The organism is Sphingomonas sp. IC4-52 (assembly GCF_020707225.1).
GTDB lineage: Bacteria > Pseudomonadota > Alphaproteobacteria > Sphingomonadales > Sphingomonadaceae > Sphingomonas.
On sequence record NZ_JAJFEU010000006.1, the window covers coordinates 203,776 to 222,851 of the forward strand.

The 19,076-nt window shown below is 65.1% G+C and carries 14 protein-coding genes; 5 read left to right on the forward strand and 9 right to left on the reverse strand.

What is annotated here, in order from left to right; translation table 11 throughout:
- Positions 1-24 precede the first annotated feature (24 nt).
- Positions 25-1,680, forward strand: coding sequence for a DNA repair protein RecN (gene recN / locus LK535_RS14865; protein ID WP_227772701.1), 1,656 nt, complete (start codon positions 25-27; stop codon positions 1,678-1,680).
- 47 nt (positions 1,681-1,727) lie between these two features.
- Here the strand turns inward: recN and LK535_RS14870 are convergent, their stop codons facing one another.
- The gene (locus LK535_RS14870; RefSeq protein ID WP_227772702.1) at positions 1,728-3,245 is read right to left on the reverse strand and encodes an MFS transporter; all 1,518 of its coding nucleotides are present in this window, start codon (positions 3,243-3,245) and stop codon (positions 1,728-1,730) included.
- Between the two features lie 125 nt (positions 3,246-3,370).
- Here LK535_RS14870 and LK535_RS14875 point away from each other — a divergent pair, with 125 nt between their 5' ends.
- From LK535_RS14875 to LK535_RS14885, 3 genes are read left to right on the forward strand one after another with little or no spacing between them, the layout of a single operon-like run.
- Positions 3,371-4,987, forward strand: coding sequence for an NAD(P)/FAD-dependent oxidoreductase (locus LK535_RS14875; RefSeq protein WP_227772703.1), 1,617 nt, complete (start codon positions 3,371-3,373; stop codon positions 4,985-4,987).
- Positions 4,984-5,523, forward strand: a complete 540-nt coding sequence (locus LK535_RS14880) for a pseudouridine synthase (RefSeq protein ID WP_227772704.1) — start codon at positions 4,984-4,986, stop codon at positions 5,521-5,523. The genes LK535_RS14875 and LK535_RS14880 overlap by 4 nt, the downstream gene beginning before the upstream one ends.
- On the forward strand, positions 5,520-5,876 hold the full coding sequence (locus tag LK535_RS14885) for a reverse transcriptase-like protein (RefSeq protein WP_227772705.1): 357 nt from the start codon (positions 5,520-5,522) through the stop codon (positions 5,874-5,876). The genes LK535_RS14880 and LK535_RS14885 overlap by 4 nt, the downstream gene beginning before the upstream one ends.
- Positions 5,877-5,883: 7 nt before the next feature.
- Here the strand turns inward: LK535_RS14885 and LK535_RS14890 are convergent, their stop codons facing one another.
- The 4 genes from LK535_RS14890 to LK535_RS14905 are packed head-to-tail and all read right to left on the reverse strand — an operon-like array spanning position 5,884 to position 10,187.
- Complete coding sequence (locus tag LK535_RS14890; RefSeq protein WP_227772706.1) at positions 5,884-6,816, reverse strand: ornithine cyclodeaminase family protein; 933 nt, start codon at positions 6,814-6,816, stop codon at positions 5,884-5,886.
- Positions 6,813-7,706: a bile acid:sodium symporter family protein gene (locus tag LK535_RS14895; protein WP_227772707.1), complete on the reverse strand. Its 894-nt coding sequence runs from the start codon at positions 7,704-7,706 to the stop codon at positions 6,813-6,815. Before LK535_RS14895 ends, LK535_RS14890 begins: the two co-directional genes overlap by 4 nt.
- Entirely contained in the window at positions 7,703-8,839 is a 1,137-nt protein-coding gene (locus tag LK535_RS14900; protein ID WP_321576568.1) for a dipeptidase, read from the reverse strand. Before LK535_RS14900 ends, LK535_RS14895 begins: the two co-directional genes overlap by 4 nt.
- Positions 8,832-10,187, reverse strand: coding sequence for an amidohydrolase family protein (locus tag LK535_RS14905; RefSeq protein WP_227772708.1), 1,356 nt, complete (start codon positions 10,185-10,187; stop codon positions 8,832-8,834). The genes LK535_RS14900 and LK535_RS14905 overlap by 8 nt, the downstream gene beginning before the upstream one ends.
- Positions 10,188-10,421: 234 nt before the next feature.
- On the opposite strand from LK535_RS14905, the gene LK535_RS14910 reads away from it, so the two are divergent.
- On the forward strand, positions 10,422-11,765 hold the full coding sequence (locus tag LK535_RS14910) for a M24 family metallopeptidase (protein ID WP_227772709.1): 1,344 nt from the start codon (positions 10,422-10,424) through the stop codon (positions 11,763-11,765).
- 158 nt (positions 11,766-11,923) lie between these two features.
- Here LK535_RS14910 and LK535_RS14915 read toward each other — a convergent pair whose 3' ends face one another.
- The 4 genes from LK535_RS14915 to LK535_RS14930 form a co-directional block, all read right to left on the reverse strand.
- Positions 11,924-13,276 (reverse strand): M24 family metallopeptidase, encoded by a 1,353-nt coding sequence (locus LK535_RS14915; RefSeq protein WP_227772710.1) that lies wholly within the window; start codon positions 13,274-13,276, stop codon positions 11,924-11,926.
- Between the two features lie 17 nt (positions 13,277-13,293).
- Complete coding sequence (locus LK535_RS14920) at positions 13,294-14,547, reverse strand: M24 family metallopeptidase (RefSeq protein WP_227772711.1); 1,254 nt, start codon at positions 14,545-14,547, stop codon at positions 13,294-13,296.
- Positions 14,544-15,956 (reverse strand): M20/M25/M40 family metallo-hydrolase, encoded by a 1,413-nt coding sequence (locus LK535_RS14925; RefSeq protein WP_227772712.1) that lies wholly within the window; start codon positions 15,954-15,956, stop codon positions 14,544-14,546. The genes LK535_RS14920 and LK535_RS14925 overlap by 4 nt, the downstream gene beginning before the upstream one ends.
- A gap of 73 nt (positions 15,957-16,029) precedes the next feature.
- Entirely contained in the window at positions 16,030-19,014 is a 2,985-nt protein-coding gene (locus tag LK535_RS14930; RefSeq protein ID WP_227772713.1) for a TonB-dependent receptor domain-containing protein, read from the reverse strand.
- Positions 19,015-19,076: the final 62 nt, after the last annotated feature.

Below are 19,076 nucleotides of genomic sequence, written 5' to 3' on the forward strand. Positions count from 1 at the left end.
GGCTTGCCGGGCGTTGGCGCAACCATGCTGACCGCGCTCTCGATCCGCGACGTGGTGCTGATCGAGGCGCTCGACCTCGAATTCGGCTCCGGCCTTGGTGTGCTCACCGGCGAAACCGGTGCCGGCAAGTCCATTCTGCTTGACGCACTTGGCCTTGCGCTGGGCGCGAGGGGCGGCAGCGGGCTCGTTCGTCACGGAGCAAGCCAGGCCAGCGTCACCGCCACGTTCGAGGCGCCGGCCGACCTAGCCGCCCTGTTGGATGAGAACGGCATCGAAGCGGAACCGGGTGAACCGCTGATCATCAGGCGCGTCGTGAAGGCCGATGGCGGAAGCCGTGGGTTCGTCAACAACCAGCCCGCCTCGGCCGCGCTGTTGCGAGAGCTCGGCGCTCGGCTCGTGGAGATTCACGGGCAGCACGACGATCGCGGGCTGCTTAACCCGCGCGGCCATAGGGCGCTGCTCGATATGTTCGCCCGGCTCGATACCGTGGCGGTAAACGCCGCGTGGCAAAGTTGGCGCAGCGCCGAAACGGCGCTCGAAGCAGCGCGAGAGGAAATCGAAACCGCCGCGCGCGACCGCGAATGGCTGGACCATGCCGTTGCCGAGCTGGATGCGCTCGCCCCCGAACCCGGCGAAGAGGAAACGCTGGCCGAGCGCCGTCGCACCATGCAGCGATCGGAAAAGATCTCGGAGGATCTCAACGCCCTGATTGATGCGCTGGACGGCTCGGAGGGTGCGCTGTCTCGCCTGCGGCAGGCAGCGCGGATCCTGGATCGGATTTCCTCGGACCACCCCTCGCTTGCGGAAGCACTGGCCGCGCTCGACCGCGCCATGGTTGAGGCCTCCAGCGCCGGCGATCAGGTCGGCGAGGCGACCCGGGCGCTGGCGTTCGACCCACGCGCCCTGGAGGAGGATGAGGCGCGACTTTTCGAGTTGCGCGGCATGGCGCGTAAACATCGCGTCCAGCCCGATGATCTCGCCGCTCTTGCCGACGAGCTTCGCGCCCGACGCGAACGGTTGGAGGCGGGCGAGGAAGGCATCGCCGCGCTTGAGGCGAAGGCCAGCGTTGCTCGCCAGGCTTATGCAGTCGCAGCGCAGAAGCTGTCGAAGGGTCGCGCTGCCGCCGCTCAGCGCCTGGATGCCGCCGTCGCTGCCGAATTGCCCCCGCTCAAGCTGGATGCAGCCCGTTTCCGAACGGCCGTGACGCCGCTGCCGGAGGAACAATGGGGACCGGCAGGTCAGGACCGGGTCGAGTTCGAGATCGCGACCAACCCTGGGGCGCCTTTCGGGCCGCTCATCAAGATCGCGTCGGGGGGCGAACTGTCACGCTTCATCCTGGCGCTGAAGGTGGCGCTGGCGGAAGAAGGCGGGGCTGCGACGATGATCTTCGACGAAATCGACCGCGGTGTCGGCGGCGCCGTGGCATCCGCGATCGGCGAACGACTCCACCGGCTGGCTCGCCAGACCCAGCTTCTGGTCGTCACCCACTCGCCACAGGTGGCCGCCCGCGGTGCGGAGCATCTCCTAATCGCCAAGCGCAATGACGGGGTTGTCACTCGTACCGGCGTTCGCCAGCTAACTGCGGCCGAGCGCCGGGAGGAAATCGCCCGCATGCTGTCGGGCGCCACCATTACCGAAGAGGCGCGGGCACAAGCGGATCGCCTGATCGAAACGGCCTGACATCCCCGGCGCCGCTCGGTCACTCATGAGACCTCCGTGCGCCGCGATCACGCCTGCATGTGACGTCTCGTTTTCGCTTGCTGCGCCCGCTTCAGCCGCAAGCGCAGACGCGCATCACGCAGCAATGCACCCGGCAGATCAGTCGCTGCCCTGAGACCGGCAACGCTGGATATGTTGCGGATCGTGCGCCGGGTCTCATCCAGCACATGTCCCACCATCTCGCGGCGCTCGATCTCCCCATGCTCCTCCACCAGAGTAAGCCGGTGGATCGCATAAAGGCCGATGATGCCGGCAATCAGAAAGTAAAAATCCCACTGAGTGACCAGCAGCGGCAGCGAGAACACCCCGTTCGGACTGCTCCACCGCGCGACGAGTTCGAACTCGCGTGCCGCGAAGAAGTCGGCAAGCAGCCCGCCAAGGATCGGCGCCGTCCCCGCGGCGACTGCGGTCACCATGGCATTGGTCGCGACATAGGCGGTCGCCGATCCCTTCGGAGACAGCTTAAGCGCGATGTTGGTGCTGGTCAGCGTAACGCCGGCAATCGACGCGCCCATGATAGCATGGAGCAGCATCAGCCAGATCTTCACGAGATCGCGATCGCCCAGTTGTGACGCGCCGATCATGCCCACGATGGCCAGGATATAGGTCGGCGCACAGACGGCCAGCACCGACTTGTTCGCAAACCGATCACTCAACGTGCCCCACATCCGCAGCGCCGCAATGTTGGCGATTTGGCTGACGACGCTCAGCACCATGACGAAGCTGACATTGAAGTGCAGTTGACGCACGATGAACACGGTGAAGAACGGCGTCGCAAAGTTGATGGCGAACTGCCAGCTCGCCACGAAAACCAGCAAGCGTTTGAAATTATGGTCGCGGAGCGGCTGGCTGAGCAGTTCCAGCAGGCGAAGCTCGCCCGGTGCAGGCGGCATCAGCGGCTCGGGCATGGCCGCGACGACACGCGCGCTGATCAGCCCGGTGATGCAGCCGGCCAGGAACATGCTGGCAAATACGACATTGCGTGCCATGGACCCGGGCGCCGTCCAGTCCAGCGCCAACGCCGCGACAAGGCCCAGCACCAGGCTAATCGCCGTCAGCCACACGGTTCGTTGTGCGAAGACCTTGCCCAGCTGCTCCTCGGGCGCGAGATCGCGCATCCAGGCGTTCCAGGCGCACGCGCCGATTGCACCCAGCCCGCAGAGCAACAGTTGCGCCGCCAGGAACACCATCAGCGGGCCCGTGCCGTGAAAGAAGGCGAGCACCGCCATCACCGCCAGCATGGCGCGCCCTATCAGGCTCGTGACCACCGCGATCTGCTTGCGCCGCCGTCGGCGCTCTACCATCCCGATCGCCGGAAGCTGAAGCAGCTGCGCCAGGAAGGGTGCGCTCGCCAGCACCCCGACCATCGCGTTCGACGCGCCTAGGTGAAGCGCGAAGGCGGTCAGGATCACGCCTGTCGTCAATGCCGCAGTGCCGCCGGAGAATGCGGCCTCTATCACCAGCAAGCGAAGCCCCCGCTCGCGTTCGGCTTCGGTCACTTCGGGCTGGGGAAGTAGCTTTGCCACCCGTGCCAAACACCCGTGGCGCCACCATGTTTCGAGGCTTTGGGGCGCGATCCGAACAATTTGGCAGTTCGCCGGTCTTGCACGACGGATTAGCGCGACGCCGCTCATCGTTGTAGAGCGCGGCGATGATCCGTCTTAGTGACTTGAAACTGCCACTGCATCATGCCGACGAAGCGCTTCCGGCTGCCATTTGCCGCCGCTTGCGGATCACGCCCCGCGAGTTGATTCGCTTCACAATCGTTCGGCGTGGTCACGACGCGCGCGACAAGAGCAACATCACGCTGGTCTATTCCGTCGACGTTTCAGTCAAGAACGAAGGTGCGGTTCTCGCGCGTTTCCGAAAGGACCGGGATGTTCAGACAACCCCGGACACGCGTTACCATTCGCCGATCACCGCGCCCGCCGATGCCCCCCGCCCAGTCGTTATCGGTGCTGGCCCTTGCGGCCTGTTCGCGGCGCTGATCCTGGCACAGGCCGGTTTCCGACCGATCGTGCTGGAGCGCGGCAAGGTGGTTCGCGAGCGGACAAAGGACACTTGGGGTCTTTGGCGGCGCAGCGAGCTGAACCCGGAATCGAACGTGCAATTCGGCGAGGGCGGTGCCGGCACGTTTTCAGATGGCAAGCTCTACAGCCGCATCAAGGACCCACGGCACCTCAACCGCAAGGTGTTGACCGAGTTCGTGAAGGCGGGCGCTCCCTCGGAAATTCTGACGGAGGCGCATCCCCATATCGGCACCTTCCGCTTGGTGACGATGGTGGAAAGCATGCGTGCCACGATCGAGGAGCTCGGGGGCGAATATCGCTTTTCGACGCGGGTCGACGGCTTCGACATCGAGGCGGACGGCGCCGGCAACCGCCGGCTCCGTGGGCTTCATCTCCACAACGGCGAGTATCTGGCCGCCAGCCACGTCGTGCTGGCGATCGGCCACAGCGCGCGCGACACATTCGCCCTGCTGCAGGACGCCGGAGTCTTTGTCGAGGCGAAGCCGTTTTCCATCGGTGTTCGCATCGAACATCCGCAGTCATGGATCGACCGCTCGCGCTTTGGCCATGAAGCCGGCAACCCGATCCTGGGCGCCGCCGAGTACCACATCTCGCACCATTGCTCGAACGGTCGCACCGTGTACAGCTTCTGCATGTGCCCGGGCGGCACGGTGGTGGCGGCAACCTCGGAAGAAGGCCGCGTCGCGACCAACGGCATGAGCCAATATTCCCGCAACGAACGAAATGCGAATTCCGGCTTCGTCGTCGCCATCGATCCCGCACGCGACTATCCCGGTGATCCCCTCGCCGGCATCAAGCTCCAACGTCACTGGGAGGAGCGCGCCTTCGCTGCTGGCGGCAGCAACTATAAGGCCCCAGCCCAGCGTGTGGGTGATTTCCTCGCCGGACGTCCGTCCACGTCGCTGGGGTCAGTAACCCCGTCCTACCGCCCTGGCGTTCAGCCGACCGATTTGTCGGAGTGCTTGCCGGACTTCGTGGTTGCCGCGATGCGCGAAGCGCTGCCGGTGTTCGGTCGCCAGATCAAGGATTATGATCATCCCGACGTGGTGATGACCGGCGTCGAAACACGCACCTCCTCGCCGGTTCGCTTTACCCGCGGAGAGGATGGCCAAAGCATCAACACGGCTGGTCTCTTCCCGGCCGGCGAAGGAGCGGGTTACGCCGGCGGTATCCTTTCGGCGGCGGTGGACGGCATCAAGACCGCAGAGGCCGTCGCGAGGAGCATCGTCGCTGGATGACGCTGCTGTTGTTCAACAAGCCTTATGGCGTGCTCAGTCAGTTCACTGACCGCAGCGTGCCCGAGGCGCGGGCCACGCTCTCCGACTATATCGACCAGCCTGGCGTTTATCCCGCCGGTCGGCTGGACCGCGACAGTGAGGGCCTGCTGCTGCTGACTGATGACGGGCGACTGCAGGCGCGCATCGCTGACCCGAAGTTCAAACTGCCCAAGACCTATCTCGTCCAGGTAGAGGGCGAGCCTAACGAAGGCGCACTCGCCCGCTTGCGTCAGGGTGTGACCCTGAAGGACGGCCCTACACGTCCCGCCGAAGTGGAGCGCATCGCCGATCCCGCGCTCTGGCCACGCGATCCGCCGATCCGGTATCGCGCCAGCGTCCCCGATTGCTGGCTATCCCTGACGATTCGGGAAGGGCGCAATCGCCAGGTCCGCCGGATGACTGCTGCCGTCGGCCATCCCACACTTCGCCTGGTACGCTGGCGTATTGGTGACTGGACGCTCGCCGATCTGGGCCCCGGCGAGTTCGCGCTGGCGTGAAGATCTTCTTCGACGGCGGACTGCGGCCGGCACCCGCCGGCATGGAGCTGGCGGTGGTTGCCGGCGGGCGCAGCCATGTCGAGCGCGAGCTTGGGCCGGGCACGAGCATGGAAGCGGAATGGCTGGCGCTGATCGCCGCCATGCGGCTGGCCGGGCAACTGGAGCTTCCAGACGCCGTTCTGCTGGGCGATGCAGCCGCAGTGATCGATCAGGCCAACCGCCGGGTTAAAGTACCGCGCGTGCATTTGCAGCATTTCCAGGCCTTTCTAGCATTGCCCCGGCCGCCGCGGTTTCGCCTGCGCCATATCAGGCGGACGCAGAACCTAGCTGGAATCGTCCTCTCGAAGCGCTGACCAGTGTTTAGCCGCCATCCTCGCGGCACAGCCAGGCGGCGCAGGCAAGATCCTGAACGATGCTGCCGAGCGACTTGTAGAGCGTGACGTCCTGCGCCGCGATGCGACCCGCCAGCGAGCCGGCGAACACCTCGCCAATCTCCCCCAGCACGTGATCGTCATCGATCGCTCCTTCCGCCTTGGCACGGAGGAACTCGGCTCCCTGGTTCAGCACGCCGGCACGGTGGTCGGCGAAAAAGCGGCTGCGCACCACAAGGTCGGTGGCGATTTCGGCAGGGCCGGCACGGCTCGAACCCACAGCATTGATGTGGCTTCCAGCGCGAACATCGGGCGCGAACAAGATCGGTTCAGCAGCTGCCGTCACGGTGCAGATGATGGCCGCATCGGCCACCGCCTCGCACGGTGAGGGCGCAGTCTCGCACCCGAGCTCCTCCGCCAGCGCAGCCGCGCGAGCGGCATCCCTTCCCCATATGGTGACGCGTTGCAGTGGACGAATCGCCCGGATCGCCAGAATATGGCGCCGCGCCTGCTCCCCCGTGCCCAGCACCGCCAGATGGTTTGCGTCGCCAAGCGCCAGCGCCTGCGTTGCGGCAGCCGATGCCGCCGCCGTACGGATTGCCGTCACTTCCCCAGCGTCAACAACCGCCACCGGGGCGCCGGTCTCAGGATCGAACATGACGATCAATCCCTGGTGCGACATGCCTCCGCGCGTGACATTTCCGGGGAAGACGCTGACGAGCTTCGCACCGAACGATCCCTGGTCCATCGCGCCCGGCATCACCCCGAATGCGTTTCCACCATCCAGATCGATGATCCCGCGCAGCAATTGTCGTGTTCGCCCCTGTGCCAGCGCAATCATCGCCTGCCGGACCAGCGGGACGGCCGCCTCATAGGTCAGCCGCCGGGCGACCTCGCCTGCGTCGATGAACCTGATGTTCATGCGGCGTCGGCCTCGCTCGCGATCCGCCGACGGAACCAGCGGATCAGCAGTGTTGCGTTCAGCAGCATCACGACGCCGTAGATATTCTGCGTCACGGCCAGCGGCAGGCTCCCCAATACCGTTAGCGTCAGGAACAGTGCCAGCGTCGCATTCTGAACGCCCGTCTCGATGGCGAGCGTCATGCGATCACGCGCGTTGAGTCCAAGGAGCCGCCCCACGATCAGGCCGAACGCCATGGCAGCAATGTTGAGCGCATAGATCGCGGGCGTGGCAGCGATCAGATTCTGCACCACCATGTCGAAGCTGACCATGACGGAAAAGCCGATCACCGCCACCAACACGACGAAAGCTGTCGGCCGCAGCCGCTGGGCAATGCGCGCCGCCGCATCCGGCGCGAACCGTCGAACAACCATGCCAAACGCGATCGGTGCCAGCGTGATCCTGGCAAGCTGTCCCATGGTGCTGACGATGTCGAGTTGCGGCACCGCCGCATTGGAACCGTCAAGAAACCAGGGAACCGCCCAGCGCAGCAGGATCGGAATGGTGAACACCGTTACCACGCTCGTCATCAGCGTCAGCACCACCGCCAGCGCCAGATTGCCGCGTCCGACAAAGGTCAGCGCGTTCGAGGTCGTACCGGCAGGACAGATGGAGATGATGAACAGCCCGAGCGCCAGTTCGGGCGACAGGCCGAACAATGCCCCCACGGCGAGGCCAAGCAGCGGCAGCACTAGAAGGTGCGTGGCAAATCCTGCTGCCGCCGCACGGACGCCGGATAGGATAGCCGCGAAATCCCGCAATGCCAGCGTCAGCCCCATGCTGAACATGATCAGTGCGAGGCCGCACGGCACTATCGTCTGATTGACGAAGGCAATCGCTTCCGGGCTCATGCGCCCCACACGTCGCGTGCGTAGCGGATGAAGTTCATGCCCATGACTTTCTCGATCCGCGCCGCTTTATGGCCGCGCTGTTCGAGCAGCCCGATCAGCTTGCGGAACTGCCCGGGCCCGCTCAGATCCTCGACAAAGGGAAGCGTGTCGGGGTTTTCACCTTTCGCGCCGATGCCGGCCGCGCGGCGCTCCGCAATCTCCTGCCGGATCGCGGCACGATAAGCGATCATGTCGTCTACGGCGGTGGTGCCGCCATCGGTGCCGATCCCGACATGGTCTTCGCCACAGATGTTGATGGCGTGTTCGATGTGGGCAACCACATCGGCGGCGCTGGCGACGCTCTTCGGATTGAGGAACGGCATGAAGTAGATGCCCACAAATCCGCCCCGCTCAGCCACCAATCGCAGTTCCGCATCCGTCTTGTTGCGGGGCAGATCCGTCAGTGCACGGCAGCCGGTATGATTGATCGAGATCGGCTGCGCGGAGTGCCGAGCCGCCTCAAGACAGGTGCGCTCACCGCTATGTGACAGATCCACCATCACCCGATTATGATTCAACCGCTCGATGACGGTTCGGCCGAACGCCGTGACCCCGCCATTCTCCGGCGCCATGGACCCGCTGCCGACGGCGTTCGCCGGATTATAGGTCAACTGGATAACCCGCACGCCAAGGTCAGCAAAAACGTCGGCGCGGCTTGCGTCGTCACCAAGCATGGTTGTGTTCTGGAAACCGTAAATCACGCCAATCCTGCCGGTCTCCCGCGCGCGTAGGATATCGGCGGCCGACGCCACCTTGCTGAGCGAATCAGGCCGCGCCCGAATCCGCCGCTCCCACACGCCGATCTCGCGAACGGTCAGCGCAAACGGATCCTCGGGTCCAGACACATGGCCAAGGGTGATGTTGACTGCGTCCATCCCCGATCCGCGCGCATCCGCTATCACCCGGTCGCTGAGGAGGCTTCGTGGCTCCACTGGCACCGCGCCTTCACCCCGTCTGGCGTTGGGATCGGTGAACCCGCCCAGCGCATTCACGATCAGCGGGTCTGTCTTCGTCTGCGGCTGCGCGATGGCCGGCATGGCACTGGCCCCGATGGCCGCACCGGCAAGTTGCAGGAACGAACGACGATCAGTCACGGCCCAGTTCCTCCGCGGTTACCGGCTTGAAGTCGTCCCTGTGATACGCGCGGCCACGCTTCACCGTCATCAAGACACTGCGCATGTTGGCGATTTCGGTCAGGGGGTTACGGGTAAGCACCACCATGTTGGCGAGCTTGCCGGGCGCGACGGTGCCGATATCCGCCTCCTGACCCATCGCTTTCGCCCCAATGAGAGTGGCGGCCCGGATTGCCTCTGCGGCCTTGAAGCCAGCCTTGCCGACCAGCAGTTCCAGTTCGTCGAACAAGCCGGGATAAGGGGCTCCCGCTTCGGTATCGCCATCGGTGCCTGCGGAGATCTCAACTCCCGCCTGATGCGCCTGGGCCGTGAGCGCAGCGGCCAGGTCGAGCGAGCAATAGGCCGGTCCCCCTCCGGTACGCGCCCGCTTCTCGCCCTCCTGATAGACGCGCAAGGTCACATCCAGCAGCATGCCGCGCTCCCTCATCGTCGCGAACAGTCCGGCCATCACGGGATTGTTCCGCGCGATAAAGGGCGCAGGATCGATCGCGACGCGCTGCTGGTAAGTGGCTGGCCGCTTGTCGACCGCTTGGTAGGCGAGATAACAGGTGTGTGACACGACGTCCGGACCGGCTGCGATCACATCGGCAGGCGGGGTCGGGAACACCATGCCATGCGCCCAGACCTGCATGTCCTGCCGATGCGCCTCCTTGGTGATCCGGGCGATGAGATCGGCCGGCAGGTTGGCGTAGATCTTGATCGCCGTCGCTCCCGTGCCCTTCGCGCGCGCCACGGCGAGCGGCAGGTCCGACCGGTCATCCACGGCCTGCATCCAGGCGCCGGTGCCCGGCTTCACCCCGGCGCTCACGGCAAGTGTACGCGGGTCATCGAAGAAGCTGGGGCCAGCGAACAGCGCGGCATAGTGTAGATCCGGCGAGGCGATTTCCCCCACCACCGCAGCCCGCGCGATCTCCGCCACTGATCGAAGATCGTCCGCCATGATGCGGGTCGCGGTGATGCCGCTGTACAGGTCGCGGCGCATCAGCGCTTCGGCGCGGCGCCGGTTGGGCGGCGTGGCGATATGCTGGTGGCTGTCGATCAGGCCCGGCAGCAGAAAGCGCCCGGTGAGATCGACGATTTCGGCGCCCTTCAGCATATCCGCCGTGACCTTGGCGTCGGCCAGCACCGCCTCCACGCGCTCCCCGCGCGTTACCACCGTCATGCCGGGCAGCGCCGGGCCGCCAGTACCGTCGATAAGGGTCGCGTGCCGGTAAAGGATCGCCGCCGCTGCCGCTTCGGTTGCCGGCGCGGCCTGAACCGTTGTCGGCACGGCAACCGCCAATGCCGCCATCAAAAGCCTCAAGCGCATCGTCTCCCCCTGCTTCCCCCAAGCGAGCCGCTACTAAAAATGCGTCCCTTTGTCATAGCTTCGCTGACGCGCCGGCATTGCGCCAGCGCGATGCTCTTCTTCGGCGATGCAGTTGCTGCATGGCCCGCCCGATCGGACTGTGCTCCGGCGGCGAATTCCCCTTTTCAGCTTAGCTGCAATGTAACATTAGCGAACACAAGTTCGTAATGTGAACATTCTTGAAGAGGGAGTTCGATGTCGGCATTTTTCCTGGCTCTGGCGCTGGCAGCCGCGCCAACTGCGCCCACCACCCGGGCAGCAGAACTTCAGATGCCGGCTATCCTGCCGCTCGAGCGGCGCGCCGAAACCGAAGACCGCTGGCTCAAGCTGCGCTTCGAACAGGTTCTCCCCACGCTGATGCGCCGTGACAAGGTGCAGATGTGGGTGCTCGTCGCAGGCGAGTATAACGAAGATCCCGTCATGGCGACGATGCTGCCGGCCACCTGGCTCCACGCGCGCCGCCGCACCATCCTCGTCTTCTTCGATCCGGGCGAAGGCAAGCCGATCGAGAAGCTCGCCCTCGCCCGTTATCCGGTCGGCGATTTCCAGCCCGCCTGGAACCCGGACGAGCAGCCCGATCAATGGGCGGAGCTCGCCAAGATCATCGCCCAGCGCAATCCCGCGACGATCGCGCTGAACCGCTCGGAAGGCTTCCCGCTCGCCGATGGCCTCAGCTCCACCCATTATGAGGCGATCGTGCGCGCGCTCGGGCCGGACATGTCGAAGCGCCTCGTCGCGCACGAACGGCTGGCGCTCGGCTGGCTAGAAACGCGCATCCCGGAGGAAATGGCGACCTATCCGATCGTCTCGCGCATCTCGCACTCGATCATCGAGGAAGGATTCTCCGAACGCGTCATCACCCCCGGCGTCACCACCTCGGACGATGTCGTCTGGTGGTTCCGCAACCGCATCAATTCGCTCGGGCTCGACACCTGGTTCCAGCCCAGCGTCGCGATCCAGCGTGCCGACGGCGGCAAGTTCAGCGTGCAGGAGATGGGCCATCGCGGCGATACGATCATCATGCCGGGTGACATGCTGCACGTCGATTTCGGCATCACCTATCTCGGGCTCAACACCGACATCCAGCGCCTCGCCTATGTGCTGAAGCCGGGCGAGACCGATGCGCCCAAGGGCCTGAAGGACGGGCTCGCCGCTATGAACCGCGTGCGTGCCGCCACCGTCGCCGCGCTGAAGCCGGGCCGCACCGGCAACGAGGTGCTGGCAGCGGCCCGCCGGCAGGTCGAGGCGGAGAAAATCGACGGCACGATCTATTCGCATCCGATCGGCTATCACGGCCATGGCGCGGGCACCTGGATCGGCGCCTGGGAAAGCCAGAAGCCGGCGCCGGGTCGCGGCGATTATCGCATCGATCCGAACACGGCCTGGTCGATCGAGCTGAATGCCCAGCATAACGTGCCCGAATGGGGCAACCAGAAGGTCCGCTTCATGCACGAGGAGGACGGGTTCCTCGCGGCGGACGGCACCTTCCGCTTCCTGGACGGTGCGCAGGACGAATTCATCCTGCTGCCGCGGCCATAGCCACAACGCGTCGTCACCCCGGCCCTGTGCCGGGGTCCAGGCTTTCGCAAACTCCATGGGGCGAGAGGAGCGGCGCCTGCTCCCACCAAAAAAGAAGGGCCCCACCCTACGTCGGGTGAGGCCCAGTTTTGGGCACGGGATTAAGGATCAGCGGCGCCTCAGCGTGCCCCGATCAGGTGAAACTTGGTCTGGCGCCCGTCGATGTAGCGAACGGTCTTGCCGTCGAAGAAGGCGTCTTCCTCGCTCTTGAAATCGACCATCTGGCCGCCCCATTCGGGCACCGCCTTGGTCGCCATCAGCTCGATTGACCAGGCGATGTTCGGCCGCAGCTTGTATTCGCCGGTCGGCACGAACTTCTGCTCTTCCGACAGGCCGATCGAGCTGCCCGCACCGTGGCCGTGATAGCCGATCGGGTGCGAATAGATCGTCGGCTTCAGCCCCGCCGCTATCGCCTTGGCGCGCGCACGGTTCAGCACTTCGTTGCCCGTCGCGCCGACGCGGAACTCGCTGGTCACCGCGTCCTGCACGAGGTTGTTGTCGCGCAGGCCCGCCTTGAGCCCGGCGGGCGCATCGGTCTCACCGTCACGCAGCACATAAGCGACGTGCTGCGTATCGGTGCTGAAGTTCAGGTAATGGATGCCGAAGTCGACACGCAGCATGTCGCCCTTCTGGATCACGCTCGCCTTTTCGCGCAGCACGCCCGGTACGCCCTTGCGCGTGACATCCACCGAGGGGTGGAACCAGGAGGCGAGGCCGAGGTCGGCGACACGCTGGCGATACCACCAGACGAGATCCTCGTTGGTCGTCACGCCGGGCTTCACCACCGCGGGCGAAAAGCCTTCGCCGATGATCGCATGCGCGACGCGCACGATCTCTGGATAGACCTTCATTTCCTCCGGCGTGCGGGTCTCCAGCCAGCCGATCGCCAGCGGATAGCCGGAGACGATGCGGCTCTGCTGCTCCGGCGTCAGCGCCTTCATCAGATCGGTGTACTGGCTGTGCGTCAGGCCATCGCCGAACGCCGTCAGCGACGAAATGTTGAGCGCGATCTTCTTCGGGTTCCGCTCGGCGATCAGCTCGCGCACGCGCGCGAACTGATCGGGCTGCTTCTCCATGTCCCATACCGGCTGGTAGAGATTGCCCATACCGTGCTTGCTGACGACCAGCCGCTCGATCGGCTTGCCCTCGCCCGGATCGAAATAAATGAGGATCGTCCGCCGCCGCGCGCGCAAATTCGTCGCGTTCAGCATCGTCGAGACGACCGGGTCTTCCAGATATTCGCGCGCGATCAGCACCCACATGTCGATGCCGTTCTCGCGCATCAGCTGCGGCAGCACGGTCTCGAAACGGCGCTCCAGCCACGCATCGCGAAGCTGCGCCTGATCGCGCAGGCTCATGATCTTCGGCAGCGCCGGCGACATGGACTTTTCTTCCTGCGCCATTGCCGCGGGCGCGAGCGCCACCATGGCGAACGCCGCAGCGCCGCCCAACAAGCTCTTCAATCGTGGCATTTCAGCCCCCTCCTCTTTTATCCGAACGGCTTGTCGAGCGATGAGGGCGGCTGCGTGAAGAAGCGCGGCCCCTGCTCGGTCATGGTGAAGCAATCCTCGATGCGGATGCCGAACTTGCCCGGCAGGTAGATGCCCGGCTCGTTCGAGAAGCACATGCCCGGCGCGAGCGGCGTGGTTTCGCCATGCACCAGGTTCACCGGCTCGTGCACGTCGAGGCCGATGCCGTGGCCGGTGCGATGCGACAGCCCCGGCAGCGCGTAGCGCGGCCCGTAGCCAAGCTTCTCGTAATAGCTGCGCACCGCGTCATCGACGCTGCCCGCCGGGGCGCCGACCTTGGCCGCGTCCATCGCCACATTCATGCCCTGGCGCATATGGCCGAACACGCGGCGCTGCTCCGCGGTCGGCTCCCCGAACACGAAGGTGCGCGAGACGTCAGAGACATAGCCGTGCATGCTGCAGGTGCAGTCCATCAGCACCACGGTGCCTTCGGTCAGCTTCAGCCGTTCCTTGGAGCCGTGCGGCAGTGCGCTGCCCGGTCCCACCTGCGCGCTGCTCGACGCGCGCTGCCCGCCGAAGCGCTTCAGCTCGCCTTCCATGATCGCGTTGATGTCGTTGCCGGTCATCCCGGCCTGCACCTGGCCGTGGGTGGCGCGATAAGCCGCGATCATGATGTCGTTGGCGCGCTGCAACAGCGCGATCTCGGCCGGGCTCTTGATCATGCGCAGTGCATTGACGGCGCTGGCGCCCGAGACGGTCTTCAGGCCCGGCAGCAGCCGGCGAACACCATCGACGATGAAGAAGCGCACCGTCTCCTCCACCGCCAGCGTGCCGGCGCCCAGCTTCTTCTCCTTCAGCCAGCCGGCAATCAGCGCGAAGGGGCTTTCGTCCTCCTGCCACACGCGCACTTCGCCGGGCACGTCGAGCATCTCGCGGATCGACGGCTCCTCGAAGAAGGGCGTGACGATCAGCACCGGGCCGTCAGCGGGGATCACCGCCGCCGTGGTACGCTCGCTGCGCCACCAGTCGACACCGGTGAAATAGACGAGGCTCGATCCTGCCTCGACCAGCAGGGCCCCGATGTTCTGGCGGCGAAGCTCCGCCTGCATCCGGGCCAGCCGCGCCTCGCGCTCGGCGCGGGAAATCGGCGCGATCGGCGGGAAGGAAAGCGCTGACGCCGCCTGCCCCCCGAACACTGCCGCGGGCAGCGCGGCGAGCGCCCCGCCCACGGCCGCCCCGCGCAGCACATCGCGCCGCGCGAGAGCGCCGATCACTTGCGCCCCCCGAGGTCGCGCAGCAGGAAGTCCCAATAATCGAGCTGCTTCAGATAGCCTGCGATCGGCACGCGCTCATCGGTGCCATGCGCGCGGCTGTCGTCCGCGCCCAGCGCCAGCGCACCCGCGCCGTAGGTCGGGATGCCGGCGCTGCGGAACTCGCGGCCGTCGGTGCCGCCCGACGACATGCTCGGCTTCAGCGTCACGCCCGGATAGGTCGCATCCATCGCCTTCTGCAGCCGCGCGAACAGCGCCGGGTTCACCGGCGACACCGGGCTCGCCACACCTTCGCCGACCAGAGAGACGGTCAGCTTGTCGTTGCCGATCGCCTGCGCGATCGTCTTCTGCACATCCGCCACCGACGTGCCCGGGAAGATGCGGCAATTGACGTTGGCGGTCGCATTCTGCGGCAGCGCGTTCGGCGCATTGCCCGCCTGCAGCATCGTCGCGACACAGGTCGTCCACAGGATGTTCGCCTGGTGCGGATATTTCTCCGCCACGGCGCGCGCCGCGGCATCGTTCGGGTTCGCCAGCAGCGTGGTCAGCGCGGTGCCGAGCTCGCCGCCCTTCTCCTTCGCCATGTCGGCGACCATGATGCGGGTGATCTCGTTGAACTCGACCGGGAAGCGAAGCGCCTCCAGCTTGGTCAGCGCGCGGGCGAGATCATAGATCGCATTGTCGGCGCGCGGCGCGGAGCTGTGCCCGCCCGGGTTCTTCGCGGCGATCGCGAAATTGGCGTAGGTCTTCTCCGCCGCCTGAATGTTGAAGCGATACTTGCCGTCCTCGCCCATCGATCCCGAACCGGCATCGGAATTGAGCGCGAACTCGGCGCGCGAGACGAGCGGGTGCTTGGTCAGCGCACGCGTCGTCATCATCCCGCTTTCCTCGTCGCCCGAGAAGGCGAGCAGCAGGTCACGCTCCGGCACGAAGCCAGATTTCTTGAGGCGAATGAAGCTGGCGACCAGCGCCGTCACGCCGGCCTTGTTGTCGGTCGATCCGCGACCATAGATGTAGCCGTCCTTCTCTGTCGGCACATACGGGTCGGTCGACCAATTTTCCTTCAGCGCGTCGACCACGTCCATGTGACCGAGGAACGCGATCGGCTTCGCCTTGGCGTTGCGCCCGGCGTAGCGGACGACGAGCCCCGCGGTCTTTTCGCCATCGATCTCGACCGGCACGGTCATGATCTCGTCGGCCGTGAAGCCGGCCTCGCGCAACCGCTTGGAATAATTCTCGATCAGCGTCGGCACCTGCCCGCGGCCCTTGGCCGTCGGCGTCGCGATCGCCTCCTCCAGCATCTGGCGCGCCATCGCCCGATCGGCGTCCGTCACGGGCGCGGCAGCGGCGCTTATTGCCGCCGTGGAAAGAACAGCCGCCAGCGCAGCACCGGCATACCAACGCACCTTCATCACCTTATCCCCACCCAAAAACGATAACCGGAGGCGTACCATCGCACGCCCCCGGTTCAAGCATCACGATCTATTAGAAACCGACCGAGGCGCTCAGGAAGAAGTAACGGCCAGCCGCATCGTAGAACTGCGGATAGGTGTTGCCGTTGCCGCCATCCTCGATCGCCGCGGTGGTGGTGAGCGGCGGATCCTTGTCGAACAGGTTGTTGACGCCCGCACGGAAGGTCAGGTCCTTGCGCACTTCGAACGCGGCAGCGAGGTCGAAGTAGCTGCGCGACCCAAGTTCGCGGTTCACTTCGGAGAAGCTGCCGGTCAGCGCTGGCTGGCTGCTGGTCTGCGCAATCTTCACCGAGGACACATAGCGCCACGTACCGGTCAGGCTGAAGCGATCAGCCGGCGACCAAGTGGTCATGAACTTGTGGCGCCATTCGGGCCGCGGACGACCGCAGAGGCCGGCATATAGCCCCTTGCACTCGTAAACGTCCGCCTGGGGCGAATTGGGCAGCGGAACCGTCTTGTAGGAGTCCAGATAGGTGCCGACCAGGTTGAAGTTCAGCCGCCCGGCGTTGATGCCGAGATCGTTGAGGTTCATCCGGTAATCGACGACCAGGTCGACGCCCTTGGTCTGGAGCGAGCCGGTGTTGACGTTGAAGCGGCGGAAATAGCCGTTCTCGCCCTGCCACAGCGAACCGCTCTCCGGGCTGCGCTGGATCAGGCTGCAGAAATACGGGTCGCCGTTCGCCAGGCAGTTGGCGATCGACAGGTTCGGGTTCACGCTGCCGACGAGGTTCTCGACCTTGATGTCGAAATAATCGACCGAGATCGAGAGACCCGGCACGAAGCGCGGCTCGAACACGGCGCCGAGCGACAGCGTCTTGGCGGTTTCCGGATCCAGATCCGGATTGCCACCGATCAGCGAGTTGAACTGTCCCGCCGGATTGTCGACGATGTTGCCATATTGCCCCGCCGTCACGCCGGTACGCGCGCATTGCGCAAACGTCGCGATCGGGTTCGCGCCGGAGCACGGGTCGTACGAGCCATTGGCATTCTCGGTCAGCTCGACTTCGAACAGCTGCTGGCTGGAGAACAGCTCAATGACGTTGGGCGCACGCACCGCGCGCTGGTACGATCCGCGGAAGCGGAAATCGCGCACCGGCGACCAGTTCAGACCCAGCTTGTAGGTGTCGGTCTTGAACCCGCTGTCATAATCCGAATAGCGGTAAGCGCCCTCGAACGACAGGCTCTGGAAGAACGGCTTGTCCTCGACGATCGGCACGATCAACTCGCCGAACAATTCCTTCACCGCGACCGACCCGCTGATCGGCAGCTCGGGGCTGGCCGCCGCCTGATAGATTTCGTCCGGCTGATAATCGACCGAATTCTTGCGATATTCATAACCAAAGGCGACCGCGACACCGTTGTTGGCGAACGGTGAGGTGATGCCCCAATCGCCCAGGTTGCCATCCACCGCGGCAACGATGTTGACGAGGTTGGTGTCGCCGGTGATCGACTTCACCTCGGCGACATAATCCACCGCGTCCTGGCTGGCGGCACCGCTGAAATAGTTAAGCGGCGAGCAGCGCGGATCATTGTTGTTCGGGTTGGCATCGGCATTGATCGCGCAGACGATCTGCCCGGCCGAATTGCGCACCGCGTTGAACGCATTGGCCGTCCGCTGGCGGTTCGCGTCGCCGGAGAAGCGGCTGCGATAGTTCACCTTCGAATAGATGCCGTACACATCGTACTTGAACGGGCCACCGATATCGCCCCGCGCGCCCAGCACGATGCGATAGCTCTGATGCTGGATGTCGTCCTGACGGTTTCCGCCCTCGACGTTGCGGCGCGCCACCAGCACGCCGGTCGCGACCGACTGCGGCCCAACATAATTACCCTGCGCGTCATAGATGCTGCCGGTGGAAAGGCCACGGCTGGTGCACAGGAAGCTGGCCTGCTGCGCGCTAAGGAAGGGATTGTCGCAGTTGATCCCGCTGATGCTGCCGGCACCCACGGTGATACCCGCGCTGTTAGTGCCCGGCGCGATCTGAGCGATCGAGCGGTCCTCCATGAAGCCGACTTCGAGATACGGAGTGAAATTCTCGTTCACCTCGTAATGCGCGTTGGCGCCTAGCGTGTAGCGCTCGTCCGGCCGCTGATAATAGTTATACGGCGCGAAATTGTAGGTGAGCGAACCCGGCACGAACTGGCCATCACGGGTCGCGCGGAACGAGGTAGGCAGCCCGGGAATACGTCCAGCGTTGGTGAAGTTGGCCGGATCATTGGTGGCGGAGCCGCTGCACGAGAACTGGCTGCCGCCCGGACCCGTCGCACCGAGCGCGCAGGCGCTATAGTCATAGTCCTTCTGCAGGATCGCGTTGACCTTGCGATAGGTGGCGTAGCCGGTGACGTTGCCGCGCCCCTCGTCGATGTTGCCGCCGAACACTGCCGACACTTCGGTAGTGAAGCCGTTCCACACGTTCTTGTCGGGCTTCAGATAGGCGCCCGGCACCGCCGCGTTGTTACGGTCGAGCAGGTCGCGGAGCTCATCGCGATCATTGGTATGCTGATAGCCGCCGATGCTACCGGTGAAGCGAACCCCGCTGAAATTGTCCATCAGCTTGAAGTTCACAACGCCCGCGATCGCGTCCGAACCGTACACCGCCGACGCACCGCCGGTCAGTACTTCGACCGACTGGATCAGCGGCGTCGGCACTTGGTTGATGTCGGACGGAATGTTCTTGGGCGAGCCATAAGGCAGGCGGCGCCCGTTGATCAGCACCAGCGTGCGCGACGGGCTGAGGCCGCGAAGGTCGACCTGCGCCGTTCCTGTCGCTTCGTTGGAATTCGCTGCGCCCTGTGCCGCGAACACCTGCGGCAACTGGTTGACGAGGTCTTCGGTCCGCACGGTACCGCGCACGGCGAATTCCTCGGCCGCAACCGTCGTCACCGGGCTGACGCTTTCGAGGTTGGGCGAGCGGATGCGCGAACCGGTGACGACGATGTCGCCATCGCTTTCGGTCGCGGTTGCTTCGGCCGGGCTTTCCTGAGCCAACGCAGGCATGGCGGCGCCGCTCAGCAGGACGGCGGAGCAGAGCAGTAATCGACGCAAGTGTGACCTGTGAG